Here is a 25476-nt window from a genome sequence, read left to right on the forward strand (position 1 = left end):
ATGTTTTATCCTACTCATTTTGATGTTATTGTCGTCGGAGGAGGTCATGCCGGAACAGAAGCGGCTATGGCTTCTGCTAGATTGAAATGCAGTACGTTATTAATTACTCATAATATTGATACTCTTGGACAGATGTCCTGTAACCCAGCTGTTGGTGGTATTGGAAAAGGACATTTAGTAAAAGAAATTGATGCGATGGGTGGAGTTATGGCCCATGCTATAGACAAAGCAGGAATTCAATTTAGAATACTTAATCGTAGCAAAGGGGCTGCTGTTAGGGCAACTCGTGCTCAGGCAGATAAAATATTGTATCGTCAAGTGATACGTAATATTCTTGAATATCAAAAATTTTTACTGATTATTCAGGCTTCGGTTGAAGATTTAATAATTGATAGAAACAAAATTGTTGGGGTTATTGTTCCAAAAATAGGAATGAAATTTACTTCTACGTCTGTTGTATTAACGACAGGAACATTTCTTAATGGTAGGATGCATATTGGCATGAGTAATTTTAGTGGAGGTCGTGCTGGAGATATAGAGTCGTCGTCGTTATTAACGGAACGATTGAAAGAATTATCTTTACGAGTTAGTCGTTTAAAAACAGGTACTTCTCCTCGTGTGCATGCTAAAGGGATAAATTTTGATGCCTTAAGTCCACAACACAGTGATAATCCTGTTCCTGTATTTTCATTCATAGGATCTATGGAGCAACATCCTAAACAGATACCTTGTTACGTTACATATACTAATGACAACACGCATGCGATAGTTAGATTAAATTTACATCAGAGTCCTATGCATGTAGGTTTAATAAAAGGCATATCACCTCGTTATTGTCCGTCTATAGAAGATAAAATAATACGTTTTTCTGATCGTAACGCTCATCAAATTTTTTTAGAACCTGAAGGTTTAACGACACCTGAAATATATCTTAACGGTATTTCTACTAGCCTACCATTTTATGTACAGGTACAAATGATTAAATCGATTCGGGGATTGGAGAATACTCATATAATCAGGCCAGGTTATGCCATTGAATATGATTTTTTTGATCCTCGAGATTTAAAGTTGACATTAGAGAGTAAATTTGTTTCTGGATTGTTTTTTTCTGGCCAAATTAATGGTACTACTGGTTATGAAGAGGCAGCTGCCCAAGGACTGTTAGCTGGAGTTAATGCAGCCAGATTTTCTCAAAATAAAGAAGGATGGTATCCTAGAAGAGATCAGGCGTATTTAGGAGTACTTGTAGATGATTTATGTACACATGGCACTGAAGAACCTTATCGTATGTTTACTTCGCGTGCTGAATATCGTCTATCTTTACGCGAGGACAATGCTGATTTAAGGTTGACTGAAATTGCTCGACAATTGGGTTTAATAGACGAAGCACGATGGAAAATTTTTTGCTTAAAAAGGGAAAATATTGAAAAAGAACGTCAGAGATTGCGTAATACTTATATTTTTCCGTATAGCTCAGATATTGCTCAATTAAATAATTTTCTAAAGACGCCTTTACTACATGAGGTAAATGGTGAAGAATTATTAAGGAGGCCAGAGATTAATTACACAAAGTTATCTCAATTAAGCACTTTTGGCCCGGTTATATTAGATCGTCAGGTATTTGAGCAAATTGAGATTCAAATAAAATATGAAGGTTATATTCGCCATCAACAGGAAGAAATAGAGAGATATATCTGTAATGAAAACACATTGTTACCGACAAATATAGATTTCAATATTGTTTTTGGATTATCTAAAGAAGTGATTGATAAACTTAATAATTATAAACCTTATTCACTCGGGCAAGCGTCTAGAATTTCTGGTATAACCCCTGCAGCTATTTCTAATCTATTAGTTTGGTTAAAAAAACAGGGTTTGTTGGGTTCTAGTGCATGTTAGTTGGGTTAAATATTGAACTTATGTTGATATAGACAAATAGTCCTACTTGTTTTATCAATAAGTATTGAGTATTTTTGTAATATGGGAACTTTTAGATACATGGGATGATGATATGCATACATTTTACTGATAAAATCATTCCATAGAGATGATATGTAGATCTATTTTATTTTTCATATTAATTGGCTATGTACATATATCGGTTTTTTTCAATTTAAATAGCATGTTATATATTTATTTAGTTGTGTTAGCATGAAAATAGAAAATTGGAATTATACTAAATTTTTTATTTAAATTTTGTATGTAGGTTATTATTGTGTAGTTTAGATCAGTATACGTTGTGTTGAGGTTGTTAATTGAAGGATTTCATTATTTGTTATAAATTGAACATGCATGTTCAATTTATAACAAATTTATAGTGTGCACGTAGTATGTGGGATTATTAAATTTATAGTGTATTTGCAACAACTTATTTTGTTTCAGGGTATATGAATCGTATGAAAAGAATGAGTGTTCTTGTTATTTAATCTTATTAATATGTAGTCTTTTATTTGAGCGCTATTGAGATGTCTCAATAGCGCTCAAATAAAATCATCGTTGTATTTATCATGTTATAATAAATGTATAAATAATGTGTTGCAAATAATATTGTTGAAGGGTAGTTTATGTCAGGAATCACAGGTGCCTCTCAGGAGTACATTAGACATCATTTATCTCATCTACAGTTTGATTTGAGTACTTTTTCATGGGTAGATCTGGAAAATATCTCTTCTTTTTGGATATTAAATGTAGATTCCATATTTTTTTCGACATTATTAGCTATCTTATTTTTACTGATATTTGGTAGCGTGGCTAAAGCAGCAACATGTGGTGTTCCTACGAAACTACAAGCTTTTATTGAGTTAGTGATATTGTTTGTTGATAGTAATGTAAAAGATATGTTTCATGGTAACAGCAAATTAGTTGCGCCATTATCTATGACAGTTTTTGTTTGGATTTTTTTAATGAATACCATGGATTTGTTCCCTATAGATTTATTTCCTTTGTTAGCTAAATACGTGTTAGGATCATCCGTTGTACGTGTTGTTCCATCTGCTGATATAAACGTTACTTCTTCAATAGCTTTAAATGTGTTTGTGCTTATTGTGTACTACAATATTTACATTAATGGTGTATATAGTTGCATTAAAGGATTACTGCATCATCCATTTAATCATCCAATGTGTATTCCTATTAATTTTATTCTTGAGGTTATTGGTTTACTATCTAAACCAATATCACTCAGTCTTAGATTATTTGGTAATATGTATTCTGGTGAGTTGATTTTTATCTTAATATCTGGTTTATTGCCATGGTGGGCGCAATGGACTTTAAATTTGCCATGGGCAATTTTTCATATTTTAATTGTTATATTACAAGCCTTTATTTTTATGGTGTTGACAGTGATTTATTTGTCTACAGCTCACGATCCATATTAAAATAAATAGTATAAATATAATATAGCACAGAAGATTATAAAAAAGGGTTTATTATGGAACATTTAAATTTTGACATGTTGTATATAGCCGCGGCAATAATGATGGGATTAGCAGCAATTGGTGCAGCTATTGGTATTGGGATTTTAGGTAGTAAATTTTTAGAAGGCGCCGCGCGTCAACCAGACCTTATTCCTATTCTTCGTACTCAGTTTTTTATTATTATGGGATTGGTTGATGCGATACCTATGATTACTGTAGGCCTTGGTCTATATGTGATGTTTTCTGCAGTTTGAGAACTAGAATTGAACATACATTTATTATTGATTACTAGACGTCAGGATTGGTACTGTGAATCTTAATGCAACAATATTAGGGCAAACTATTTCATTTATTTTATTTGTTTGGTTTTGTATGAAATATATATGGCGTCCATTTATGTCAATTATTGAGAAACGTCAAAAAGAAATTTCTGATAATTTAAATTCTACTGCTTATGCTAAAGTAGAATCTGAACGTGCTCATGATGAAGCTTTACTTTGCTTGAAAAACGCGCGGATTAAAGCTCAAGAAATTGTAAATCAAGCAAATACATGTAAAATCCAAATAATTAATGAAGCTAAATATGAAGCAGAAAAGGAGCAAAACAGAATTTTATCTCAAGCGCGAGAACAAATTGTTTATGAAAGAAAATGCGTTACTGATGAGTTAAGAAGGCAAATTAGCAAACTTGTGATTGAAAGCGCAGAGAAAATTATAGAATGTTCTATAAACGAGATGATTGATGTAGATATTGTAAATAGTATCATCAATAAGTTGTCATATGAGGATTAGATGTCTAGTATGTTTGTAGTGGCTCATGTATATGCTCAAGCTATATTTGATATAGCTGTAGAACAGAAAAATATAGATAAATGGGAATCAGTTCTTGATTTATTTTCTAAGATAAGTAAAAACAACTCGATACAATCTTTATTTTTTAGATGCCTAGCACCAAAAAGATTAGCAGAAGTATTTATTTCTATTTGTGAAGATTGCCAAAACAAACAAGTTGATATTTATAGTAAAAATATAATTTGTATCATGGCAGAAAACAATCGTTTGTTGTTACTACCAATTGTTTTTAAGGAATTCACTGATCTGCACGCTATGTATTTGCGTGTTGTAGAAGTGGAAGTTATCTCTGCTTGGCCTATAGATTATAGACAATCAAAAAAAATTACTGATATGATGGCTAAACGTTTATCTAAAAAAGTGAAATTAGTGCATAAAATAAATAAAGATGTGTTGGCAGGGATAATTATTCGTATTGGAGATACTGTGATTGATGGAAGCATACGTGGACGTATTTTGCGTTTAAATCATGTACTGCAATATTTATAATAAGTCTTAACATTTCAGTATTAGATGCCTCTTAGCTCTTAACTTAATTTAGGTGCAAATAAGATTATGCAATTAAATTCGAATGAAATTAGCAAATTAATTAAGAGACGTATTGCTCAATTTGATATAACGTGTGAAACTCGTAATGAAGGTACTATTACCGCTGTTGGTGATGGAGTAATCCATATATACGGTTTAACGAATGTAATGCAAGGTGAAATGATTGCTTTGCCATCAGATCAATTTGCTGTAGCATTAAATTTAGAACGTGATTCTGTCGGTGCTGTGGTTATGGGTTCATATTTGAATTTATCTGAAGGAATGGTGGCAAAATGCACAGGAAATATACTACAAGTTCCTGTTGGAACAGAACTATTGGGAAGAGTAGTGAATACCTTAGGAATTCCTGTAGATAATAAGGGAGCAATACAATGTTCTTGTTATCTCCCGGTGGAAGCTGTTGCACCTAGTGTAATTGATCGAAAGTCGATAGATGAACCAATTCAAACTGGATACAAATCTGTTGATTCTATGATCCCTATTGGACGCGGTCAACGTGAATTAATTATAGGAGATCGGCAGACTGGAAAGTCTGCATTAGCAATTGATACTATTATTAATCAACGTTACAGCGGGGTGAAATGTATTTACGTGGCCATTGGTCAAAAGGCAACAACTGTAGCTAACGTTGTAAAAAAATTAGAGGAGCATCATGCTCTCACCAACACTATTGTGGTCCTTGCATCTGCCTCTGAGTCTGCTGTATTGCAATATTTAGCTCCTTATGCTGGGTGTGCTATGGGAGAATATTTTAGAGATCTTGGGGAAGATGCGCTAATTGTGTACGATGATCTTTCTAAACAAGCGGTAGCTTATCGTCAAATTTCTTTGTTACTACGCCGTCCTCCTGGACGAGAAGCGTATCCAGGAGATATATTTTATTTACATTCTCGTTTATTAGAACGAGCTTCTAGGGTCAGTTCTGATTATGTAGAACAGCGCACTCATGGAAAGGTAACAGGGAGAACTGGTTCATTAACTGCTATACCTATTATTGAAACTCAAGCTGGGGATGTTTCTTCGTTTATTCCAACTAATGTTATTTCTATTACTGATGGTCAGATTTTTTTAGAATCTCATTTGTTTAATTCAGGAATTCGTCCTGCAGTAAATCCAGGAATTTCAGTATCTCGAGTTGGAGGAGCTGCTCAAACTAATATTATGAAGGTGTTATCTGGAGGAATTCGTACCGCTTTAGCTCAATATCGTGAATTAGCTGCTTTTTCTCAATTTGCTTCAGAATTAGATGAAGTTACACAAAAACAACTGAAGCATGGTCAAAAGGTAACCGAATTATTAAAACAGAAGCAATATGCGCCCATGTCTATTTCATGTCAATCCATTATTTTGTTTGCAGCAGTGCATGGTTATTTAGAAGATGTTGAAGTCTCAAAAATAAGTGATTTTGAGTCTGCACTAATATTATATATGACTTATACAGAAAATGAATTGGTTAAAATAATTGATCGTGATGGTATATACGATATTAATATTGAAAATAAATTTAAAAGTATTCTGAATACCTTTAAATTAAGCCAAGCTTGGTAAGCTCGTTAAACACATTATCATTATGGAATTAAAATATGTCTAGTGTAAAAGAAATACGAGGAAAAATAGATAGTATCCGCAATATACAAAAAATTGCTAAGGCTATGGAAATGATTTCTGCTTCTAAAATTCACAAAACACAAAGACGTATGTTAATAAGTCAGCCGTATGCAGAAACTATTCGTAAAGTAATTAATCATATTTCTTCAGGCACATTAGAATATAAACACCCTTATTTTTTGGAACGAAAAATTAAGTCTGTTGGTTATTGGGTGATTTCAACAGATAGAGGGTTAACAGGGGGATTAAACATTAATTTATTTAGAATGTTGTTGTGTGATTTTAGCAAATGGAGTAATGCAGGAATAATGATTAAATTAGCCGTTATTGGGTCAAAGGCTGCTTCTTTTTTACATTGTATAAAGCAAACAAAAATAATCAGCTGTGTTTATGGCGTTGGAGATGCTCCTAAAATGTCAACGCTTATCGGTTCAGTAAGGGTAATGTTGCAACTATATAACAATAGTGAAATAGATAAATTATATTTGGCATATAATAAATTTATTAATACTTTATCTCAAATTCCTCAGATTTTACAGATTTTACCGATTATTTCTGTAGATAAAACTACGTCGAAAACTAAACATTGGGATTATTTGTATGAACCAGATTCTAAAATATTATTAAACAGCATATTACAGCGATACATTGAATCTCAAGTTTACCAAGGAGTAGTAGAAAATTTAGCAAGTGAGCAATCCGCGCGAATGATGGCGATGAAGACAGCTTCAGATAATGGAGAGGTTATCATTAATGATTTGAAGTTATTTTATAATAAAGTCAGACAAACTAAAATTACGGAAGAACTTACAGAAATTGTTTCAGGAGCTTCTATAATATAAAACACAAAGACAGCTAGAGGTGCAATAATAATATGAGTTCTGGAAAAATAATCCAGGTTATTGGAGCAGTGGTTGATGTTGCGTTCCATCAAGATGTAGTACCGACTGTATATCATGCTCTTGAGGTGCATGTTGATAATTTTAATAAAAAGTTGATATTAGAAGTAGCACAGCAATTGGGCGGAGGTGTAGTACGCTGTATTGCCATGGGAAATACAGATGGATTACGTCGTGGATTGGTAGTGATTGACTTAAAACATTCTATTGAAGTCCCGGTAGGAAAAGAAACTTTAGGTCGTGTAATGAATGTATTAGGTGAGCCAATTGATATGAAAGGGCCTATTAAAGAAAAAGAAAAATGGTCTATTCATAGATCTGCTCCATGTTATTCTGAATTGTCTACTAGCCAAGATCTTTTAGTTACTGGTATTAAAGTAATTGATTTAATGTGTCCATTTGCTAAAGGAGGAAAAATTGGTCTTTTTGGAGGAGCAGGAGTTGGAAAGACAGTAAATATGATGGAACTTATTCGTAATATTGCGGTAGAACATTCTGGTTATTCAGTATTTGTTGGTGTTGGGGAACGCACTCGCGAAGGTAATGATTTTTATCACGAAATGATAAACTCTGATGTTATAAGCAAAGTTGCTTTAGTATACGGTCAAATGAATGAGCCACCTGGAAATAGATTACGTGTTGCTTTAACTGGTCTTACTATGGCTGAAAAGTTTAGAGACGAAGGATATGACGTATTATTGTTCATAGATAATATATATCGTTATACTCTTGCTGGGACCGAAGTTTCCGCTTTACTAGGTCGTATTCCATCGGCGGTAGGATACCAATCAACATTGTCAGAAGAAATGGGTATATTGCAGGAACGTATTACCTCTACAAAGTTAGGTTCGATTACTTCTGTGCAAGCAGTATATGTTCCTGCTGACGATCTTACAGATCCATCTCCTGCTACTACTTTTTCTCATTTAGATGCATCTATAGTCTTAAGCCGTCAAATTGCTGCTCTTGGTATTTATCCTGCAGTAGATCCATTAGATTCTAACAGTCAACAACTAAATCCACTTATTGTTGGACAAGAACATTATGATGTGGCTCGTGATGTTAAATCTATCTTGCAACGTTATCAAGAACTTAAGGACATTATTGCGATTTTAGGGATGGACGAATTATCGGAAGAAGATAAATTAATAGTGTTACGTTCGAGAAAAGTTCAGCGGTTTTTATCGCAACCTTTTTTTGTTGCTGAAGTATTTACTGGATTTTCTGGTGCATATGTTTCTTTAGAAGATACTGTTCGAGGATTTAAAGAAATCATAGATGGAAAATATGATCATATTCCAGAACAAGCATTTTATATGGTAGGCTCCATCGAAGAAGTTATAGAAAAAAACAAAATGCTTTAAATTTTTTTGTGTGATTAATATAAATCATGGTGTATAAATGTCTCTACGTAGTTATTCTTTAATTGTTGTTTCTCTTGAAAGACAGATATTTTCTGGTGTAGTTCAGAAAATTCAAGTAGCAGGTATTGAAGGTGAAATGGGTATTTTTCCAGGTCATGCTCCATTACTTACGTCGATTAAGCCGGGGGTCTTGCGTATAGTAAAATCATGTGATGATGAAGAATATGTGTATATATCTGGAGGTATACTTGAGATTCAAAGCAATGTAGTAACTATATTGGCAGATACGGCTATTCGTGCAGAAGAATTAGATGAAAAGAAGGCTAAGGAAGCCAAACATGAAGCTGAAGAACATATTAAAAACTCACGCCATAGTGACGATATAGATTATATTAAAATAGCTTCGGATATATCTAAAGCTATTGCGAAACTGAGATTAATTGAATTAACAAAAAAGAATAAGCATATGTAATTAATGTCGCTCTATGTTATAGGATAGTAATAAAATAAGTTATAATTAAAAATAAAGAACAGAGATGTAATAGATTATGTCGCATATTAATTTCAGCGCAATTATTCTCGCTGCCGGTAGAGGTAATAGAATGTTGTCTGATACACCGAAGGTGCTATACCAAATTGGTGGTAAGTTTATGTTACAACATCTAATTGATTCTGTAATGCAGATAGGTGTTAAGTCTATATATGTAGTGTATGGTTACAAAGGAGAAATGGTAATAAAAAAAATTAATACAGACCAATACACCACTCCTGTACATTGGATATTGCAACATGAACTTGTTGGAACTGGAAATGCTGTTAAAAGAGTGCTACCTGTTATCAGTGATAATGAAGAAGTTCTTGTTCTGTGTGGCGATGTTCCTTTTGTTTCGCATCGAACATTACAACAATTATATGCTATTAAATCTCAGTGTGATATAAGTCTGCTAACGGCAATACTGCCTAATCCAAACGGATATGGCCGAGTTGTGCGGAACCAGGAAGGCAATGTTGTAGACATAATAGAACACGATGATATTATTAATGACGATCAAAGAAAAATTAAGGAAGTTAACACTGGCATTTTTATTGCTATTGCTGGACATTTAAAAAGCTGGGTAAGCAGATTAACACCTCATAAGTCAAAAAAAGAATTCTATTTAACAGATATAATTCATATAGCTCATCAAGCAGGTTGCATTATTCATACTATGTGTCCTGCTGATATATTTGAAATTATGGGGGTAAATAGTAAATCCGATTTAGTTTATTTAGATAGACAATATCAACAAAGACAAATACAACATTTGTTATCATCAGGAGTCATGATAACTGATCCCAATAGGTTTGATTTAAGAGGAACATTAGTACACGGGAAAGATGTGTGTATCGATGTAAATGTAATTATCGAGGGGAATGTTCATTTGGGAAATAGAGTTAAAATAGGAGCAAGTTGTATATTAAAAGATACAGTGGTTGAAGATGATGTTGTGATATATCCATTTTCAATAATTGAAAATACAAAAATAAACTTTCAAAGCAAAGTTGGACCATTTGTGAGATTAAGGCCGGGAACTGAATTAAAGGAAAGCAGTCATGTAGGAAATTTTGTTGAAATAAAAAATACTCGATTGGGCGCGCGATCAAAGGTTAAGCATCTCAGTTATTTAGGTGATGCAACAATTGGTGCTCAAGTGAATATTGGGGCCGGAACTATCATTTGTAATTATGATGGTGTTAACAAAAATCATACTACTATTGGCGATGATGTTTTTATTGGAGCCGATAGTCAGCTGGTAGCTCCAATAACTGTTGGTAAAAATGTGACTATTGGAGCTGGAACTACAGTAACTCGAGATGTACCAACTGGTGATACTATTATTAGTAGAATACGACAATTTTCCATTTTAAATTGGAAGCGAAAAAATAAAAAATGATCCTGTCTTTTATTTTTTATACAACAATGATTTATCTATATCTAATGAGTTGCTATAGTTGTATAATGGAAATTAATTATACGTATCATGCGAATACTTTTGTATAGTTATAAATATAAATAATTATTTCCCAATACAAAATGTAGAGAATATTTTTTTTAATAAATCTTCAGGAGTAAATTTTCCGAAAATTTTACTTAATTCGTTATGTGCTAATCCAAGATCTTCAGCAAACAGTTCATTGACTACCATAATGGATAACAGTTGTTTTTGAGCAGATAAAAGGTGTTGATAGGATTTTTCAAGTGCATATAAATGGCGTCTGCGTGCAATAAAATTTCCTTGGTTTTCAGCGAAATTATAAGAGTAATTTTTTTGTATTTCATATTTTGCGTTATTACTTAAATGTTCTTTCAACAGGTTTGTTCCATCGTCAAACAAAGCTGATAGCGTAATAGTTGTATAATTATTGATTATGTTTATCCCTATTTGATTTTTAGTTAAATCAGATTTATTATGTATAATCGTAATTAGGGATTTTTTATTTTTTTTATTTCTACTAAATAACGTTTTTTCTACGTGTTGTATTGTGCTATATTCTCCATTTGTGTCATCATGAGAGTCAATGACCCATAATATGTGATCTGCATTACTTAATTCGTCCCACGTACGTTTCATTCCAATTTGTTCTATTTCATTGTCACTGTTGTTTTGCAATCCAGCAGTATCGGTAATATGAAACGCTATTCCATCTAATTGGATACATTCATGTAATGTATCTCGTGTGGTTCCAGAAATCGTACTTACAATTGCTCTATCATTGCCAATTAATGCATTAAATAAACTAGATTTGCCTGCATTTGGTTTTCCAGCAATTACTATTTTGATTCCTTCACGCAGCAGAACACCGTGGCGAGCTGATTCGCATATTTGTTTTACATTATGTATAATATTTTTTAATTGTTTTTTAATAGCTTCATATGATATGAAGCTAATTTCTTCTTCTGAAAAATCAATAGATGATTCTACGTGCATACGCAAGCTGATAAGTTGTTCTGATATTGCATGTATTCTACGAGAAAAAGTTCCTTGTAAAGAATTCGATGCTGATTTTGCAGCTTGATGTGAAGTAGCATCAATTATATCAGCTATTGCTTCTGCTTGAACGAGATCTATCTTATTATTTAGGAATGCTCGTTTGGTAAATTCTCCTGGATGTGCTATTCGTATATCAGGAGACGTTTTTAAAATGCGTTCTAATAACATATCTAACATCATTTGACCGCCATGTCCATGGATTTCTAGTACATTTTCTCCTGTAAAAGAATTGGGTTCAGGAAAAAATAAGGCTATTACTTTTTCTAATACAGACCCATCTGTGTCTAAAAATGGCAAATATTCTGCTTTTCTAGGTTCAGGTATTTTTCCTAATAATTTAGGTGCAATTGCAGGAACTGATTTACCAGATACTCGTATCACTCCAATACCTCCACGTCCTGGAGGTGTAGAAATAGCAACCACTGTATCTTCTGCTATATAGTTCATAACTTTTTAATTGCCTTAAAACATATTGGTATTCTACAAAATATACTGTTGCCAAAAATCATGTTAATATTTATTATTATTTTTTGTTATATAACCCCTTCTTTGCTAGTCCTTGGTAAATCACATGTTGTTGAATGATAGTAATTACATTGCTTGCTATATAATATAACACCAGACCGGACGGGAACCATAAAAAAAATATAGTAAAAATTATTAACATAATAGTCATCATTTTTTTCTGTATCGCATCAGTAATTGTAGTGGGTGACATTTTTTGTATAAAAAACATAGTAATTCCCATTAATACCGGCAATATATAATAAGGATCTTGAGCGGATAAGTCATGAATCCAAAAAGCAAATTTAGCGTGCCTCAATTCTACAGAACCTGATAACATATAGTACAAAGCTAAGAATATGGGCATTTGGATTAATAAAGGTAAGCATCCTCCTAATGGATTTACTTTTTCTTCCTTATATAATTCTATAGTTTTTTGATGATATTGGTATTTATCATGTTTATATTCTTCTTGTATTGTAGATAATTTAGGTTGTAACATACGTATTTTCGCCATAGAAGTGTATTGCGCTTTAGTTAAAGGATACATGGTTAAACGTATAATTAATGTTATAACAATAATAGATATACCCCAATTTCCTATGTAGCTATAAATAAAACTCAATAATTTAAACAATGGCTGCGAAATAAACCACAACCATCCATAGTCAATTATTAGATCTAAATTTGGGGCTGTGGATTTCATTTTTTCCTGAATTTTTGGTCCTATCCATAGTATAGACTTTAATTGACCTTGTTCTCCTGTTGGTATATATATAAAATCAGACTGAAAACCTATAGCAACATTATTATCATCATAACAGGTTGTATAAAATGTATTATTTCCTTGAGTAAGAGGGATCCAAGCTGTCGAAAAATATTTTTGTGACATTGCTATCCAACCCTGAGAGGTGCTAATGTTTAAATTCTTATTTTTTATGTCTTTAAAGCTATATTTTTCATATTTTTTTTTGTCAGTAGAATATGCTGATCCTCGATAAGAGTATAAAGGAAAATTGTCCTCGTTATTGCTGTTATTATATGATTTAGGATAATGGTCAGATTGTATTAGAGTACCAAATAATTTAATTTTTAATGGATTAGTACTCATATTGTTGATGGTATAATATACGTATATGGAATAGTCATTTCTATTGAAAATGTAATTCTTAGCATATGTAATGCCATTGGAATCGCGATGTATCAGAGTTAACTGCAATTTGTTTTTATTTTTTGGTAAGATGTATGTATTTTGATCAGTTTCTGTAGTGTATAATAGTTTTTTGTTATTAAACGATTTATTTGGTGTGTTTTCGGTTATCAATCCACTGGTCGTTTGATATATAAATTCTTGTGAAGTACTTAATAAATGAAAAGGTTTTTTAGAATGTAAATTATCTAAATAATTTGTCAAATATGCTTCTTCAATATCTCCTCCATAGGTATTTATCTTTAGTAAAAGTACATCTGTTTTGACTGTAATTATGTGACTTCTACCGTGAATATGTTTCATTTCATCATTATTTTTAGAACGAATCAGTGGACACGTATTTTCATGTATATCTGTTTTTGGAATATTAGTTTTTTGATGATATTCCGTTTGCCATATTTGCCATAGTATAAACGACATAATTAGAAAAACTATCACGAAGAAATTACGTTGCGAATCCATGTTGATTATGTCCTGAATATGTGAATGTGAATAATATTTAAAATCTTCATTTTTATTTAAAGTTAAGGGATGGCATTGTAATATACGCACTAATGTAATCCAACTACCTCGTAACACTCCGAATTTACGTATTGATTTGATCCCATATTGAGAACATGTTATTTGAAAACGACAATGATGACCTAATATAGGACTAACACTGATTTGGTATCTGCGTATTAACCATATTATGCTTTTTTCTATTAACACGAATGGTGATACCATAATTTTTCAAGTTCTTTTATCAATGATTTGTTATTTAAATGAATAATTTCTTTTGATCGAATAGTTAGCACGAAGTCTTTAGATGACAAGTTATGTTGTTTTGTGCGAAAGGTCTCACGCATATGTCTTTTTATTCTATTACGTTCGTGAGCGTACTTAATATATTTTTTTGAGATAGCTAGTCCAACCCTAGGATATCCTAAGTGATTGGATCGGCTGAATAAAACGATTGTGGTTGTTTTCACACGTTCTGGTTTTTGAAATACAAAAACGAACTCGTTTAAAGTTAACAACCGCGCTCGTTTAGGCAAAAATTTTTTATTCATCTGGTTTGCACTGATAGTTTCTTCTATTGAATATTTAAGCAGATACAACCAATCGAATACGTCCTTTAGATCTACGTCGTGATAATACCCGACGACCTTGTCTACTTGACATTCTTACTCTAAATCCGTGTGTTTTATTGCGTTTTAATATGGAAGGCTGAAAGGTGCGTTTCATATTTAAATTTTTATATATTTACTTAATAATAAGAATTATTTTTAATTGCTTTATTTATTTGCACATAAATTACATATATACAGGATAGTATACATAAAGTCAAAATATTTAAAAAGTTTGTTTTATCCTTTCTTAATAAGAATTAATTTGGTAAGAATAGTGTTAATAGAGAGAAGTATTTGCGTGGATGTGTTATATAAATTTCAATATATTAATGCGTTTGTGTTTTATGGTTTATATTTTATACTGTCGTGTATGTATTTAAAATTTAAAGTTTACATTATCGTCATGCAACTGTCGAAAATATAATTCTTAAATAAGTTTAGTTTAGCTATGAATTTTTTAATAGATAGGAAGTCATTGTATCAGCCTTTGCAAAAAGTTGTGAGTATTATTAGTGGGCGTCCTAGGATGCCTATCCTAACTCATGTGTTATTAGAAATCAATAACAACTGTTTGTGTATTACTGCTACAGATTTAGAAATAGAGATAACAGCTCGAGTGATGTTAAAGGATAAATATCCTATTGGATCTATTACGGTACCAGGGCGTAAGTTTTTTGAAATTTGTCGTAGTTTATCTGAATCATCAGAGATTTCTATAACATCAAAAGATAAAAAACTGATTATTTGTTCTGGATACAGTAAATTTTATTTATCTACGTTTTCTTCCTCAGATTTTCCTAAATTAGAGGAATGGGATGATAAACTAAAATTATTTATACCCCAAACTACTTTTAAAAAAATGATTGAACTTACTCAATTTTCTATGGGTCATCAAGATGTACGATATTATCTCAACGGTATATTTTTTGAGACTAAAGAACATATTTTACGTATTGTAGCGACAGATGGACATCGTTTAGCAAGTTGTGAAACAATTATAGAGTCATTATTGCCCCATCAGTCGGTTATCATACCTCGTAAAGGAATTATTGAAATATTACGTTTATTAAATATTAAGGAAGAATTAGTTCATATTCAAACAAATAATAATAGTCTTCGCATGAAGACAGATAATTATACTTTCACCTCTAAATTGATTGATGGTGTGTTTCCGGATTGTCATGATATTCTTTTAAATCGTTCAAAAAATATTCTAGAAGTAGCATCTGATACTCTGAAGTGTGCTTTAAAACGTGCAGCTATTCTTGCTAATGAAAAGCTTCGTATCGTGCAATTTACATTAATTACTAATCAATTAAAAATAACCGCGCGTAATTTCGAACATGAAGCATCGGAAGAAATGTTAGATGTATTATATTCAGGTCAAGACACAAAAATATCTTTCAATGTAGATTATTTACTTGATGTACTGAATGTAATGGATTCTCAGATTTTACGGTTTTTTTTGACAAATGAAATATCTAGTGTTCATATTGAAGGCGTAGAGAAATGTCATGGAGCAACATATATAGTTATGCCAATTCGTATATAATAATGATTTACAGGTTGTCATAGAATATGTATTTTAATGTTAAAAATGTGTATTAGATTTTTGTGGTGCGAAATTAATAGTAAAATTAAAATAGATAATTTATATAACGTGATTGTACATTTAAAAAATAAAAAATATATTTATATTTATTCACTGCATGTGAATAAATATTCGAAGGCATTTACTAAATTATGCACACATGTGTGCATAATTTAGTAAATTTAATAGTTCGATTAAGGTGATTTGGAATGTATATGTTTGAAAAAACTAATTTAAGTTGTATGTGCATTATTACAGGAATAAGTTCATGTTGAGCATTTATGATTCTTCAAGCATTAAGATCTTAAAAGGATTAGATGCGGTACGAAAACGTCCTGGGATGTACATCGGAGATACTGACGATGGAACAGGATTGCATCATATGGTATTTGAGGTAGTAGATAATGCTATTGATGAAGCCATTTCGGGATATTGTCAGCAAATAGTAGTAACAATTCATCAGGATCATTCAGTGTCAGTTCAAGATGATGGTCGCGGTATTCCTACGGGTATACACGAAGAAGAAGGAGTATCTGCAGCTGAAGTTATAATGACTATATTACATGCCGGAGGAAAATTTGACAATAGTAATTATAAAATATCAGGTGGATTGCATGGTGTTGGAGTATCAGTAGTAAACGCATTGTCGGAGCGATTAGAATTAATAATAAAAAGAGATTTTAAAATCTATAAACAAGTGTATTGTAACGGAATACCACAATCACCTTTAGAAGTCATAGGCGATAGCGAACAGAGTGGCACCACAGTACGCTTTTGGCCAAGTCTTAAAACATTTACAAATAAGACTGAGTTTCAATATGACATTTTAGCTAGACGTTTTCGAGAGTTATCATTTTTGAATTCTGGAATTGTAATTACTTTATTTGATCGTCGTAACAATAAAGAAGATAACTTTCGTTGTTCAGGAGGATTGAAAGCTTTTGTAAAGTATTTGAGTATTAATAAAACGCCAATTCATCCTAATATATTTTATTGCTTAGGGAATAAAGGAGGGATTAATATAGAAGTTGCATTACAATGGAATGATAATTTTCAGGAAAAGATATACTCTTTTACTAATAATATCCCTCAAAGAGATGGAGGGACTCATTTAGCAGGGTTAAGAGCTGCTATCACAAGAACAATGCATTTTTATATGGATAAAGAAGGGCATAATAGAAAACTTAAAATAGTTACTATAGGAGATGATGCTAGGGAAGGACTAGTTGCTGTATTATCCATTAAGATACCGGATCCAAAATTTTCTTCTCAAACTAAAGACAAATTAGTTTCATCAGAGGTGAAAACTGCTGTTGAGTCATTAGTTTGTGAAAAATTAACAGAATTTTTTTTAGAAAATCCGTCAGATTCTAAAAATGTAATAAATAAAGTTATAGGAGCAGCCCGTGCGCGAGAAGCAGCAAGAAAAATTCGGGATTTAACACGTCGTAAAGGACTATCAGATTTTTCAATACTTCCAGGAAAGTTAGCTGATTGTCAGGAAAAAAACCCAGTTTATTCTGAATTATATTTAGTAGAAGGAGATTCTGCTGGTGGTTCTGCAAAACAAGGCAGGAATCGGAAAAATCAAGCAATTTTACCGCTTAAAGGTAAAATTTTAAATGTGGAAAAAGCACGTTTTGATAAAATGTTAGCTTCTCAAGAAGTAATGACATTAATTACTGCTCTTGGATGTGGTATTGGTCCAAACGAATACAATCCAGATAAATTGAGATATCATAATATTATAGTTATGACGGACGCAGATGTCGATGGTGCGCATATTCGTACTTTATTATTAACTTTCTTTTATCGCCAAATGCCAGAAATTATTAAAAGAGGGCATATATTTATTGCACAACCTCCTTTATATAAAGTGCAGAAAGGACATCAAGAACGATACCTTAAAGATGAGGAAGCAATGAATAGATATCAAATATCAATAGCGGTAGGAAATGCTCGTTTTCACGTTAATCCTGATACGCCCCCTTTGACGGGAAAAATATTGGAACAATTGATTTTTGAATATTATTTAATACAAAAAATTGTTGTTTGCATGGAACGTCAATTCCCAAAGGTATTACTTAATAGGTTAATTTATCATTCTGTATTATCTGAAGAACAATGGTATCATTATGAAAGCGTTGAAATATGGATGAAATCTTTGGTTGGTTCATTGAGTTCTTTCGAAGAATATGGTAGTAGTTATGATTTTATTATTTTAAAAAATCATGATCATAAGTATTTTGAACCAATATTACGTATACGAACATACGGTATGAATACAGATTATATATTAAGTATGACTTTTATTAAGAGTCACGAATATAAAAAACTAGTATCTTTTGGAATGAAAATGAACGAATTAATTCTTTCAGGTGCATATATAGAATATGGGATATATCGCAAACAGGTGTACTCTTTTGATCAAGCCATGGAATGGCTCATGCAAGAGTCTCGAAAAGGATTAATTATACAACGTTATAAAGGACTCGGTGAAATGAATCCCGGTCAATTATGGGAAACAACTATGAACCCAAAAAACAGATGTATGTTTCGAGTAACAATAAAAGATGCGATGGAAGCTGATCATTTGTTCACCACGCTTATGGGTGATTTAGTTGAACCGAGGCGGACATTTATTGAAGAAAATGCGTTAAAAGTCACTAATGTAGATTATTAAACTATAAGTATAATTTTTATATATAAATTTATATGTATTAAAATAGTTTTATAAGTCAATAGATTGTTTGTTTGTAATTATGTGGTTGATATTAAAAGTACCTATAGTTATAGTACTATAGTATAGGTGATGATATCAGTGCAAAAGACATAATAGTAATTATATTTTATTTTTGATTTTCTAAACATTAATAATCATTTTTTTTGAGGAGTATTATATATGCGCAATTTCGATTTTTCACCGTTGTACGGGTCTGTTATTGGATTTGATAGATTAGTTAATTTTTTGGAGATAGGGCAAAGTAATGGCAATTATCCGCCTTATAATGTTGAATTAGTTAGTGAACACAAATATTGTATTTCTATTGTAGTAGCTGGTTTTACACATAATGAGTTGGATATTACAATGCACGATAATATGTTAGTAGCGAAAGGAATACATATTGATTCTCATCAAAATTCTAAAAATTATCTGTATCAGGGTATTACTGAGCATAATTTTGAAAGAAAATTTCAATTATCTGAACACATTCAAATAACAGGGGCACATTTGGAACATGGAATACTTTATATACATTTAGAAAGAATATTACCAGATACATTAAAACCAAGACGTATAGAAATAGAAATTAAATAGTTTTACCCGTTTATTGCTAATGATGCGATGCGTGAAAAATCATACCGGGCCTTATCTTGTTGTGATATAAATCGATAAGGCCCGGTATGATTTTAGATTTTTTAATCAGTCATTCATTTTCTTACATTGTACTTTAAGTTTAAAATATTAAATTAATTTCTTTAAACGCAGTTCGGTTTTTAGATACGCATAAAAAATTGGAGCTGCTATTAAACCTTCTATACCAAATATTGCTTCTAGTACAAGCATTGAAAGTATCAATTCCCAAGGATTAGCATTAATTCTATTTCCGATGATTTCGGCATTAAGAAAATACTCTAATTTATGAATTAATACTAAATAAATAAGCATCATTACTCCGATGCTTAATGAGATAGATAAAGCAGCAATAGTAATCATAAGATTGGAAATAAGATTTCCTATAATTGGTAACATACCTAAAATGAAAGTAACGATAGTTAAAGTTTTTCCTAATGGTAAAGTTTGTCCAATTAATGGTAATAAAACAAAAATTATAATAGATGTTAATAATGTATTTATTGAAGAAATTTTAATTTGAGCAAAAACAATATTACGAAATGCCTGAGAAAGATTGCATATACGTTCTGATAATTGGGTAACAAAAAATGTATTATTGGTGTGTTTTTTTGTAGATTTAGTGCAAGATATCAAGATACCTACTACTAGTCCCACTAACAAAGTGATAAATCCGTGCAAAAAAGTATGTCCCATATTTCGAATAAGAATTAAGTTTGATTCAATCCAAGTAAATACTTGATCTTTCAACTCTTCGGTAGTATTTGGTAAAAAAGAAGGTAAGAAATCAGGAAGTTTTTTTTTAAAATCAGAAAAAATTCTGTTAATCTCAATGGAGATACTAACTGTATTAATATCTTCTGTTAAAAAATTGGCACAATTAACAATACCTGTAGCTATAACAATAGTTATACTTATAATAATGAATATTACTGCAGCCCAACGAGCACGACTGATCCCGATAAAACGTTCAAAGTAAGATGCAAAAGACACTATAATCTCATAAGTTAAAAATCCAGAAAAAAAACAAGGAAACAAACCTAATGGTATCACAATCATTATAGAAATAAACATTATGAGATAAGAAATTATTATGATTGGTGTTTTTTGAGAAATCATTCTTTATGCCTTAATCCATATTGATGTCGTCAATATACAATCCATGATCAACATTAAGAACAAATCAATGTTTTCGTAATTTTACGTATGAATTTTTCATTTTATTATATATTATACTTACAATGCCAATATAGAGTTAACGTATTTTAAATAGTTGATTTCCGCGGATTTCATAATTGTATCTGTATGTACGCTAACGGCACAAAACATATCAGTATTAATACATTGCGATATTCTATGTATTAATGCATATTATTTCTAAATTTAAAATATTTTAATTACATTATAGCAATTACTTTTTGTAAATATAAATCTGTATTTATATATACTACAGTGTCATGAATAATATTATGAATAATTGTGATTATTGTAATAAATCTAATAATACAGCAATTTTAAATAGATAATATAAAATGTACGGTAACAATAATTCGAAAACTTTTCAAGGATTAATACGAGCATTGGAAGATTATTGGGAACGGTGTGGTTGTATGATAGCTCAGCCGTTAGACATAGAAGTTGGAGCAGCTACTTCTCATCCCATGACTTTTTTTAACGCTATTGGCCCAGAGCCTGCTGCTGTTTCTTATGTTCAGGTGTCACGTCGTCCGATGGATAGCCGATATGGTCAAAATCCAAATAGATTGCAGAAATATTATCAGTTTCAAGTAATCATGAAGCCTTCTCCAAAAAATATGGTGCAATTATATTTAAATTCTTTAAAAATGCTTGGATTGAATCATGTAAAAAATGATATTTGTTTTATCGAAGATAATTGGGAAAATCCTACGCTTGGAGCATGGGGATTAGGTTGGGAAATTTGGTTAAATGGTATGGAAATAACACAACTTACTTATTTTCAGCAAGTAGGTGGATTAGAATGTAGACCTGTTACTGGGGAGATAACCTATGGTTTGGAGCGCTTAGCTTTGTTCTTACAAGGAGTCAATCATGTTTATGATTTAGTTTGGAGTCATGGAGCTTTAGGGTCTGTTACGTATGGAGATTTGTTTCGCCAAAATGAATTGGAACAATCAATATATAATTGTGAATATACAAATATAAATTTTTTGTTTAAAATTTTTAGTCAACATGAAAAAGAAATAAAATATTTAATCACTATGACACAGCCGTTGCTCATTCCAGCATATGAAGGGATTTTAAAAGCAATACATATTTTTAATTTATTAGATGCTAGAAAAGTAATTTCTATTACAGAAAGAAAAAATTATATCCTACGTATTCGTAAATTAGCCAAAATGACCGCGGAAGCTTATTATGTATTTCGTGAAACATTAGGGTTTCCTATGTGTATGAGGAAATTATAATATAATGCAAGGATAATTGTATAATGAAAGTGTGCACTTTTTTAGTAGAGATTGGTACTGAATCATTACCATCTAAAATTTTAAAAAGGTTAGGAAAAGATTTTTTTTATCAGATTGTTAATGGTTTAAAAAATAATGGTTTTGTTTACGACAAAGTTAACTGGTTTGCATCTTCGTGTCGTTTAGCAGTCAAGGCTAATATAACAATAAAAGGAAATTTTTATGATAATGTTACATGTCTCAATCAATTAAACGACCGCGATACGTATGATCAATATGGCACTAAAAGTACACGCAATCTTATAGTTAATAAGATGCATGTTACAAGCACCACATGTGCTAATAATTTTCAAGGAACATTAGAGCGTGATGATAATGTAGAAATACATAAAAATTTAAAATATTTATTGTGTGGAATAATTAATTCTGCTTTAAAAAAATTAAATAATTATGAAATGATGCGTTGGGGCGACATAGATATTCCGTTTATTCGACCTGTTCGTACTATGACTGTATTGTTAGATACATATCTTATTTCGGGTTGTTTTTTTGGCATAAATACAGGTCGACTATTATATGGGAATAGATGTATGGAAGATGACAAAATTATTCTTGAACATGCAGATCATTACCCAGATATTTTGATTAAAAAAGGTTGGGTAATAGCAGATTATGCTACACGTAAAAATATCATATGCACAGAAGTAGAAAAAGAAGCTAAAAGACTTGGAGGCATTGTAGATATTCAGGATTATAATAGTTTATTAGAAGAGATCACTTCTTTAGTAGAATGGCCTGTAGTTCTTTCTGGTCAATTTAATAAGAAGTTTTTAGTATTGCCACGTGAGGTGATACTTCATATTATGAGATACGATCAAAAATATTTTCCAGTATATAATTCTGTCGATGGAATGTTATTACCGTATTTTATTTTTGTAACCAATACAATTTCAAATAACTATAAACAAATTATTGTTGGACATGAGAATGTAATAACTCCGCGTTTAATGGATGCAGAGTTTTTTTTGATAAAAGATAATACATGTCGTTTAGAAGATTATATGCCTCAATTAAATTCTGTTTTATTTCATAGAAGACTTGGTACCTTGCGCGCTAAAAGTTGGCGTATAGAAAAATTATCTGGATGGTTAGCTAATCAGATAGGTATAGATATACAAAAAACAAAACGTGCTGGATATTTATGTAAGTGTGATCTTATGAGCAATATGGTGTTTGAGTTCCCTTCAACTCAAGGCACTATTGGCATGTATTATGCTCTTCGTGATGGCGAATCAAAAGAAATAGCATTAGCACAAAAAGAACATTATCAACCACGTTTTTCTGAAGATAAATTACCTACTACTCATATTTCTTGTGCTGTGTCTATTGCAGATAAAATAGATACTATATCAGGTATATTGGGTATTAAAGAATTTCCAAAAGGCAACAGAGATCCATTTGCTTTAAAAAGATCTGCAATTGGAATTTTACGTATTCTTATATATAAAAAATTACCAATAAATTTATTCGATTTAATACAAGAGTCGGTTAAATTATATGATCCACAATTAACTAATGCCACAGTTATTAATGATATTCATAATTTTATGTATAATCGTTTATTTGCGTGGTATTGTTCAAGAGGTTATAAAGCTAACATTATTAGAGCAGTTTTAAATGTTGAAACCACTAGTGTAGTAGATATCAATGACCGAATAGAGGGGATATCTGTTTTTTGCAGATCTCAAAAAAAAGAAAATGTTAAATTAAATTTAATTTATAAACGCATATCAAACATTTTATTAAAAAAACAAATATCTTACAATGATGATGTTCAGTATTTTTTGTTAAAAACCCCGGAAGAAATGCATTTAGCCAGAGAGGTAATTTTAATAGAAAAGAAATTACAGCTATTATGCGCCCAGCATCGTTACTATGATGCGCTAACTGTTGCTATAACAATATTCAGTGCGGTTAATGCATTTTTTGATAATGTTATGATTATGGATAACAATGAAAATATAAAAATCAATAGGTTAACTCTATTAAAAAAAGTTAAAAGCCTATTTTTAAAAGTTGCTGATGTTTCTTTATTACATGTTTAATCATATATCATGCGCACATGAGTGTTCATTATTTTCAGTAGCCCGTAGGAACTTGAGTTCAAGTTCCTACGGGCTACTGAACTTTCATATTTAAACATTTGAACTTACAAATTCGTAAATTAACCTATACTCTATATTTAGAGTAGTTTGATATAACACGAAATTGATAATATGGTTGACTTACGGTTAACAAATCGCTTTATACTCGATTAAATTGTGCATGCACTTCGTTCCAATTGATTACATGCCAAAAAGATTTAATATAATCCAAGCGACGATTTTGATATTTTAAATAGTAAGCATGTTCCCATATATCTAATCCAAGAATTGGGTATCCATCTGTTCCAGAAATATCTGTTCCCATCAATGGATTATCTTGATTGGAGGTAGATACTATAGATAAAATATTATTTTGTTTTATTAGCCATATCCAACCAGACCCAAAATGACTGATAGCAGTTTTTTCAAAACGGTCTTTAAAAGAAGAGATGCTAGAAAAGTTGTATTCTATTGCATCTTTTAATGATCCTTGCAGTATAGTGTTTTTTTTAAGACATTTCCAAAAAAAGCTATGATTAATATGCCCCCCGGCATTGTTACGTAATACAGTTTTTTTGTGATCAGGCAAATGATTTAATTTTGCTATTAATTCTATAACAGGTAGATGGGAAAATTCAGGTAAATCAATTAATGCTGCATTAGCGTTATCAATATACGCTTTATGATGTTTTGTATGATGAATCTTCATGGTTTGTTCATCAAAAAATGGTTCTAAAGCATCATATGGATAAGTTAAAGAAGGTAATATAAAACTCATAAGAAAATTTCTCCATAGTTATATGAACATAAGGTAATAATTTAAAAATAATTTAAGATCGTACATTTATAACAATAGTTTATTGCACTAGCTTGTTTATTAGCAGATATGATTTGTATGATTCCTCTCCTATTGATTTAGTAATAAAAATGTACTAGAATTCTATTCTACATATAAAATATAAAATAAGATATTAAAATAATTATATCATGAAGTAATGTTTTTGTGTTTTTCTGATTTCTGGGTTAAAATATGGTATCATAATGTGTGGGTAATATGATTTCAATGTTTATTGAATACTGTTATTCTTTATAATATTAAAGCAGAAATGTTGATAGTTTTATATGTTATTAACGCAATGCATAACAAAGAGAATATTTATATGTTATCAAAAGTTTTATGATTTGATATAGTTATAAGTACGGTGAGTAGCGTAGTTTGGCAGCGCAATACGTTCGGGACGTATAGGTCGGAGGTTCGAATCCTTCCTCACCGATATGGTACATAATAATGTATTTGTATTTAATATTTGTATGAAACATGATAAATGACCGTGAACAATATTTTCTCGAGACTGCATGGTTAGGCGTGTATTCCAATTTATGCATATGATAT

General features: G+C 31.2%; 21 protein-coding genes and 1 tRNA gene. 16 read left to right on the plus strand and 6 right to left on the minus strand.

Annotated elements, in window-relative coordinates; all coding sequences use genetic code 11:
• From mnmG to glmU, 10 genes are all read left to right on the plus strand, one after another.
• Entirely contained in the window at positions 1–1899 is a 1899-nt protein-coding gene (gene mnmG / locus CBquer539_RS00005; RefSeq protein ID WP_500836431.1) for a tRNA uridine-5-carboxymethylaminomethyl(34) synthesis enzyme MnmG, read from the plus strand.
• Positions 1900–2564: 665 nt separating this feature from the next.
• Positions 2565–3377 carry a F0F1 ATP synthase subunit A gene (gene atpB, locus CBquer539_RS00010; RefSeq protein ID WP_500836432.1) on the plus strand — a complete coding sequence of 271 codons (813 nt, stop codon included), beginning with the start codon at positions 2565–2567 and terminating at the stop codon, positions 3375–3377.
• Between the two features lie 53 nt (positions 3378–3430).
• Positions 3431–3670 carry a F0F1 ATP synthase subunit C gene (gene atpE / locus CBquer539_RS00015; protein WP_500836433.1) on the plus strand — a complete coding sequence of 80 codons (240 nt, stop codon included), beginning with the start codon at positions 3431–3433 and terminating at the stop codon, positions 3668–3670.
• Between the two features lie 55 nt (positions 3671–3725).
• Positions 3726–4208 (plus strand): F0F1 ATP synthase subunit B, encoded by a 483-nt coding sequence (gene atpF / locus CBquer539_RS00020; protein ID WP_500836434.1) that lies wholly within the window; start codon positions 3726–3728, stop codon positions 4206–4208.
• On the plus strand, positions 4209–4757 hold the full coding sequence (locus CBquer539_RS00025) for a F0F1 ATP synthase subunit delta (RefSeq protein ID WP_500836435.1): 549 nt from the start codon (positions 4209–4211) through the stop codon (positions 4755–4757).
• Positions 4758–4823: 66 nt separating this feature from the next.
• Complete coding sequence (gene atpA, locus CBquer539_RS00030; protein ID WP_500836436.1) at positions 4824–6365, plus strand: F0F1 ATP synthase subunit alpha; 1542 nt, start codon at positions 4824–4826, stop codon at positions 6363–6365.
• Positions 6366–6400: 35 nt separating this feature from the next.
• Positions 6401–7267, plus strand: a complete 867-nt coding sequence (gene atpG, locus CBquer539_RS00035) for a F0F1 ATP synthase subunit gamma (protein WP_500836437.1) — start codon at positions 6401–6403, stop codon at positions 7265–7267.
• A 32-nt stretch (positions 7268–7299) separates the two neighbouring features.
• Positions 7300–8688 carry a F0F1 ATP synthase subunit beta gene (gene atpD / locus CBquer539_RS00040; protein WP_500836438.1) on the plus strand — a complete coding sequence of 463 codons (1389 nt, stop codon included), beginning with the start codon at positions 7300–7302 and terminating at the stop codon, positions 8686–8688.
• Positions 8689–8725: 37 nt separating this feature from the next.
• The gene (locus tag CBquer539_RS00045) at positions 8726–9160 is read left to right on the plus strand and encodes a F0F1 ATP synthase subunit epsilon (RefSeq protein WP_500836439.1); all 435 of its coding nucleotides are present in this window, start codon (positions 8726–8728) and stop codon (positions 9158–9160) included.
• Between the two features lie 76 nt (positions 9161–9236).
• Positions 9237–10622 (plus strand): bifunctional UDP-N-acetylglucosamine diphosphorylase/glucosamine-1-phosphate N-acetyltransferase GlmU, encoded by a 1386-nt coding sequence (gene glmU, locus CBquer539_RS00050; protein ID WP_500836440.1) that lies wholly within the window; start codon positions 9237–9239, stop codon positions 10620–10622.
• 123 nt (positions 10623–10745) lie between these two features.
• Here the strand turns inward: glmU and mnmE are convergent, their stop codons facing one another.
• From mnmE to rpmH, 4 genes are all read right to left on the minus strand, one after another.
• On the minus strand, positions 10746–12167 hold the full coding sequence (gene mnmE / locus CBquer539_RS00055) for a tRNA uridine-5-carboxymethylaminomethyl(34) synthesis GTPase MnmE (protein ID WP_500836441.1): 1422 nt from the start codon (positions 12165–12167) through the stop codon (positions 10746–10748).
• 76 nt (positions 12168–12243) lie between these two features.
• Complete coding sequence (yidC, locus tag CBquer539_RS00060; protein WP_500836442.1) at positions 12244–14160, minus strand: membrane protein insertase YidC; 1917 nt, start codon at positions 14158–14160, stop codon at positions 12244–12246.
• Entirely contained in the window at positions 14139–14486 is a 348-nt protein-coding gene (gene rnpA / locus CBquer539_RS00065) for a ribonuclease P protein component (RefSeq protein WP_500836443.1), read from the minus strand. Before rnpA ends, yidC begins: the two co-directional genes overlap by 22 nt.
• A 34-nt stretch (positions 14487–14520) precedes the next feature.
• Positions 14521–14661 (minus strand): 50S ribosomal protein L34, encoded by a 141-nt coding sequence (gene rpmH / locus CBquer539_RS00070; RefSeq protein WP_500836444.1) that lies wholly within the window; start codon positions 14659–14661, stop codon positions 14521–14523.
• A 333-nt stretch (positions 14662–14994) separates the two neighbouring features.
• Between rpmH and dnaN the strand changes: the two genes are divergently transcribed.
• From dnaN to CBquer539_RS00085, 3 genes are all read left to right on the plus strand, one after another.
• Positions 14995–16098, plus strand: coding sequence for a DNA polymerase III subunit beta (gene dnaN, locus CBquer539_RS00075; RefSeq protein ID WP_500836445.1), 1104 nt, complete (start codon positions 14995–14997; stop codon positions 16096–16098).
• A gap of 307 nt (positions 16099–16405) precedes the next feature.
• Positions 16406–18820, plus strand: coding sequence for a DNA topoisomerase (ATP-hydrolyzing) subunit B (gene gyrB, locus CBquer539_RS00080; protein WP_500836446.1), 2415 nt, complete (start codon positions 16406–16408; stop codon positions 18818–18820).
• A 219-nt stretch (positions 18821–19039) separates the two neighbouring features.
• Positions 19040–19456 (plus strand): Hsp20 family protein, encoded by a 417-nt coding sequence (locus CBquer539_RS00085; RefSeq protein ID WP_500836447.1) that lies wholly within the window; start codon positions 19040–19042, stop codon positions 19454–19456.
• A 147-nt stretch (positions 19457–19603) separates the two neighbouring features.
• Here CBquer539_RS00085 and CBquer539_RS00090 read toward each other — a convergent pair whose 3' ends face one another.
• Positions 19604–20611, minus strand: a complete 1008-nt coding sequence (locus CBquer539_RS00090) for an AI-2E family transporter (protein WP_500836448.1) — start codon at positions 20609–20611, stop codon at positions 19604–19606.
• 413 nt (positions 20612–21024) lie between these two features.
• Here CBquer539_RS00090 and glyQ point away from each other — a divergent pair, with 413 nt between their 5' ends.
• Both glyQ and glyS read left to right on the plus strand, forming a co-directional pair.
• On the plus strand, positions 21025–21939 hold the full coding sequence (gene glyQ, locus CBquer539_RS00095) for a glycine--tRNA ligase subunit alpha (RefSeq protein ID WP_500836449.1): 915 nt from the start codon (positions 21025–21027) through the stop codon (positions 21937–21939).
• A gap of 23 nt (positions 21940–21962) precedes the next feature.
• On the plus strand, positions 21963–24044 hold the full coding sequence (gene glyS / locus CBquer539_RS00100; RefSeq protein WP_500836450.1) for a glycine--tRNA ligase subunit beta: 2082 nt from the start codon (positions 21963–21965) through the stop codon (positions 24042–24044).
• Between the two features lie 199 nt (positions 24045–24243).
• Here glyS and CBquer539_RS00105 read toward each other — a convergent pair whose 3' ends face one another.
• Entirely contained in the window at positions 24244–24861 is a 618-nt protein-coding gene (locus tag CBquer539_RS00105; RefSeq protein WP_500836451.1) for a Fe-Mn family superoxide dismutase, read from the minus strand.
• A 422-nt stretch (positions 24862–25283) separates the two neighbouring features.
• Between CBquer539_RS00105 and CBquer539_RS00110 the strand changes: the two genes are divergently transcribed.
• Positions 25284–25357: transfer RNA gene (locus tag CBquer539_RS00110), tRNA-Pro, on the plus strand.
• The last annotated feature ends 119 nt before the right edge of the window (positions 25358–25476 follow it).

The organism is Blochmannia endosymbiont of Camponotus quercicola, from assembly GCF_059935335.1.

What these genes read in the sequence shown, in the direction of transcription:
- dnaN (WP_500836445.1), top strand. Translation starts at nt 14,995, where the DNA reads ATGAATTTTTTAATAGATAGGAAGTCATTGTATCAGCCTTTGCAAAAA.
- glyS (WP_500836450.1), top strand. Translation starts at nt 21,963, where the DNA reads ATGAAAGTGTGCACTTTTTTAGTAGAGATTGGTACTGAATCATTACCA.
- mnmG (WP_500836431.1), top strand. Translation starts at nt 1, where the DNA reads ATGTTTTATCCTACTCATTTTGATGTTATTGTCGTCGGAGGAGGTCAT.
- CBquer539_RS00085 (WP_500836447.1), top strand. Translation starts at nt 19,040, where the DNA reads ATGCGCAATTTCGATTTTTCACCGTTGTACGGGTCTGTTATTGGATTT.
- yidC (WP_500836442.1), bottom strand. Translation starts at nt 14,160, where the DNA reads ATGGTATCACCATTCGTGTTAATAGAAAAAAGCATAATATGGTTAATA.
- rpmH (WP_500836444.1), bottom strand. Translation starts at nt 14,661, where the DNA reads ATGAAACGCACCTTTCAGCCTTCCATATTAAAACGCAATAAAACACAC.
- rnpA (WP_500836443.1), bottom strand. Translation starts at nt 14,486, where the DNA reads ATGAATAAAAAATTTTTGCCTAAACGAGCGCGGTTGTTAACTTTAAAC.
- gyrB (WP_500836446.1), top strand. Translation starts at nt 16,406, where the DNA reads ATGTTGAGCATTTATGATTCTTCAAGCATTAAGATCTTAAAAGGATTA.
- atpE (WP_500836433.1), top strand. Translation starts at nt 3,431, where the DNA reads ATGGAACATTTAAATTTTGACATGTTGTATATAGCCGCGGCAATAATG.
- CBquer539_RS00045 (WP_500836439.1), top strand. Translation starts at nt 8,726, where the DNA reads ATGTCTCTACGTAGTTATTCTTTAATTGTTGTTTCTCTTGAAAGACAG.
- CBquer539_RS00090 (WP_500836448.1), bottom strand. Translation starts at nt 20,611, where the DNA reads ATGATTTCTCAAAAAACACCAATCATAATAATTTCTTATCTCATAATG.
- mnmE (WP_500836441.1), bottom strand. Translation starts at nt 12,167, where the DNA reads ATGAACTATATAGCAGAAGATACAGTGGTTGCTATTTCTACACCTCCA.
- atpD (WP_500836438.1), top strand. Translation starts at nt 7,300, where the DNA reads ATGAGTTCTGGAAAAATAATCCAGGTTATTGGAGCAGTGGTTGATGTT.
- atpG (WP_500836437.1), top strand. Translation starts at nt 6,401, where the DNA reads ATGTCTAGTGTAAAAGAAATACGAGGAAAAATAGATAGTATCCGCAAT.
- atpA (WP_500836436.1), top strand. Translation starts at nt 4,824, where the DNA reads ATGCAATTAAATTCGAATGAAATTAGCAAATTAATTAAGAGACGTATT.
- CBquer539_RS00105 (WP_500836451.1), bottom strand. Translation starts at nt 24,861, where the DNA reads ATGAGTTTTATATTACCTTCTTTAACTTATCCATATGATGCTTTAGAA.
- glyQ (WP_500836449.1), top strand. Translation starts at nt 21,025, where the DNA reads ATGTACGGTAACAATAATTCGAAAACTTTTCAAGGATTAATACGAGCA.
- atpB (WP_500836432.1), top strand. Translation starts at nt 2,565, where the DNA reads ATGTCAGGAATCACAGGTGCCTCTCAGGAGTACATTAGACATCATTTA.
- glmU (WP_500836440.1), top strand. Translation starts at nt 9,237, where the DNA reads ATGTCGCATATTAATTTCAGCGCAATTATTCTCGCTGCCGGTAGAGGT.
- CBquer539_RS00025 (WP_500836435.1), top strand. Translation starts at nt 4,209, where the DNA reads ATGTCTAGTATGTTTGTAGTGGCTCATGTATATGCTCAAGCTATATTT.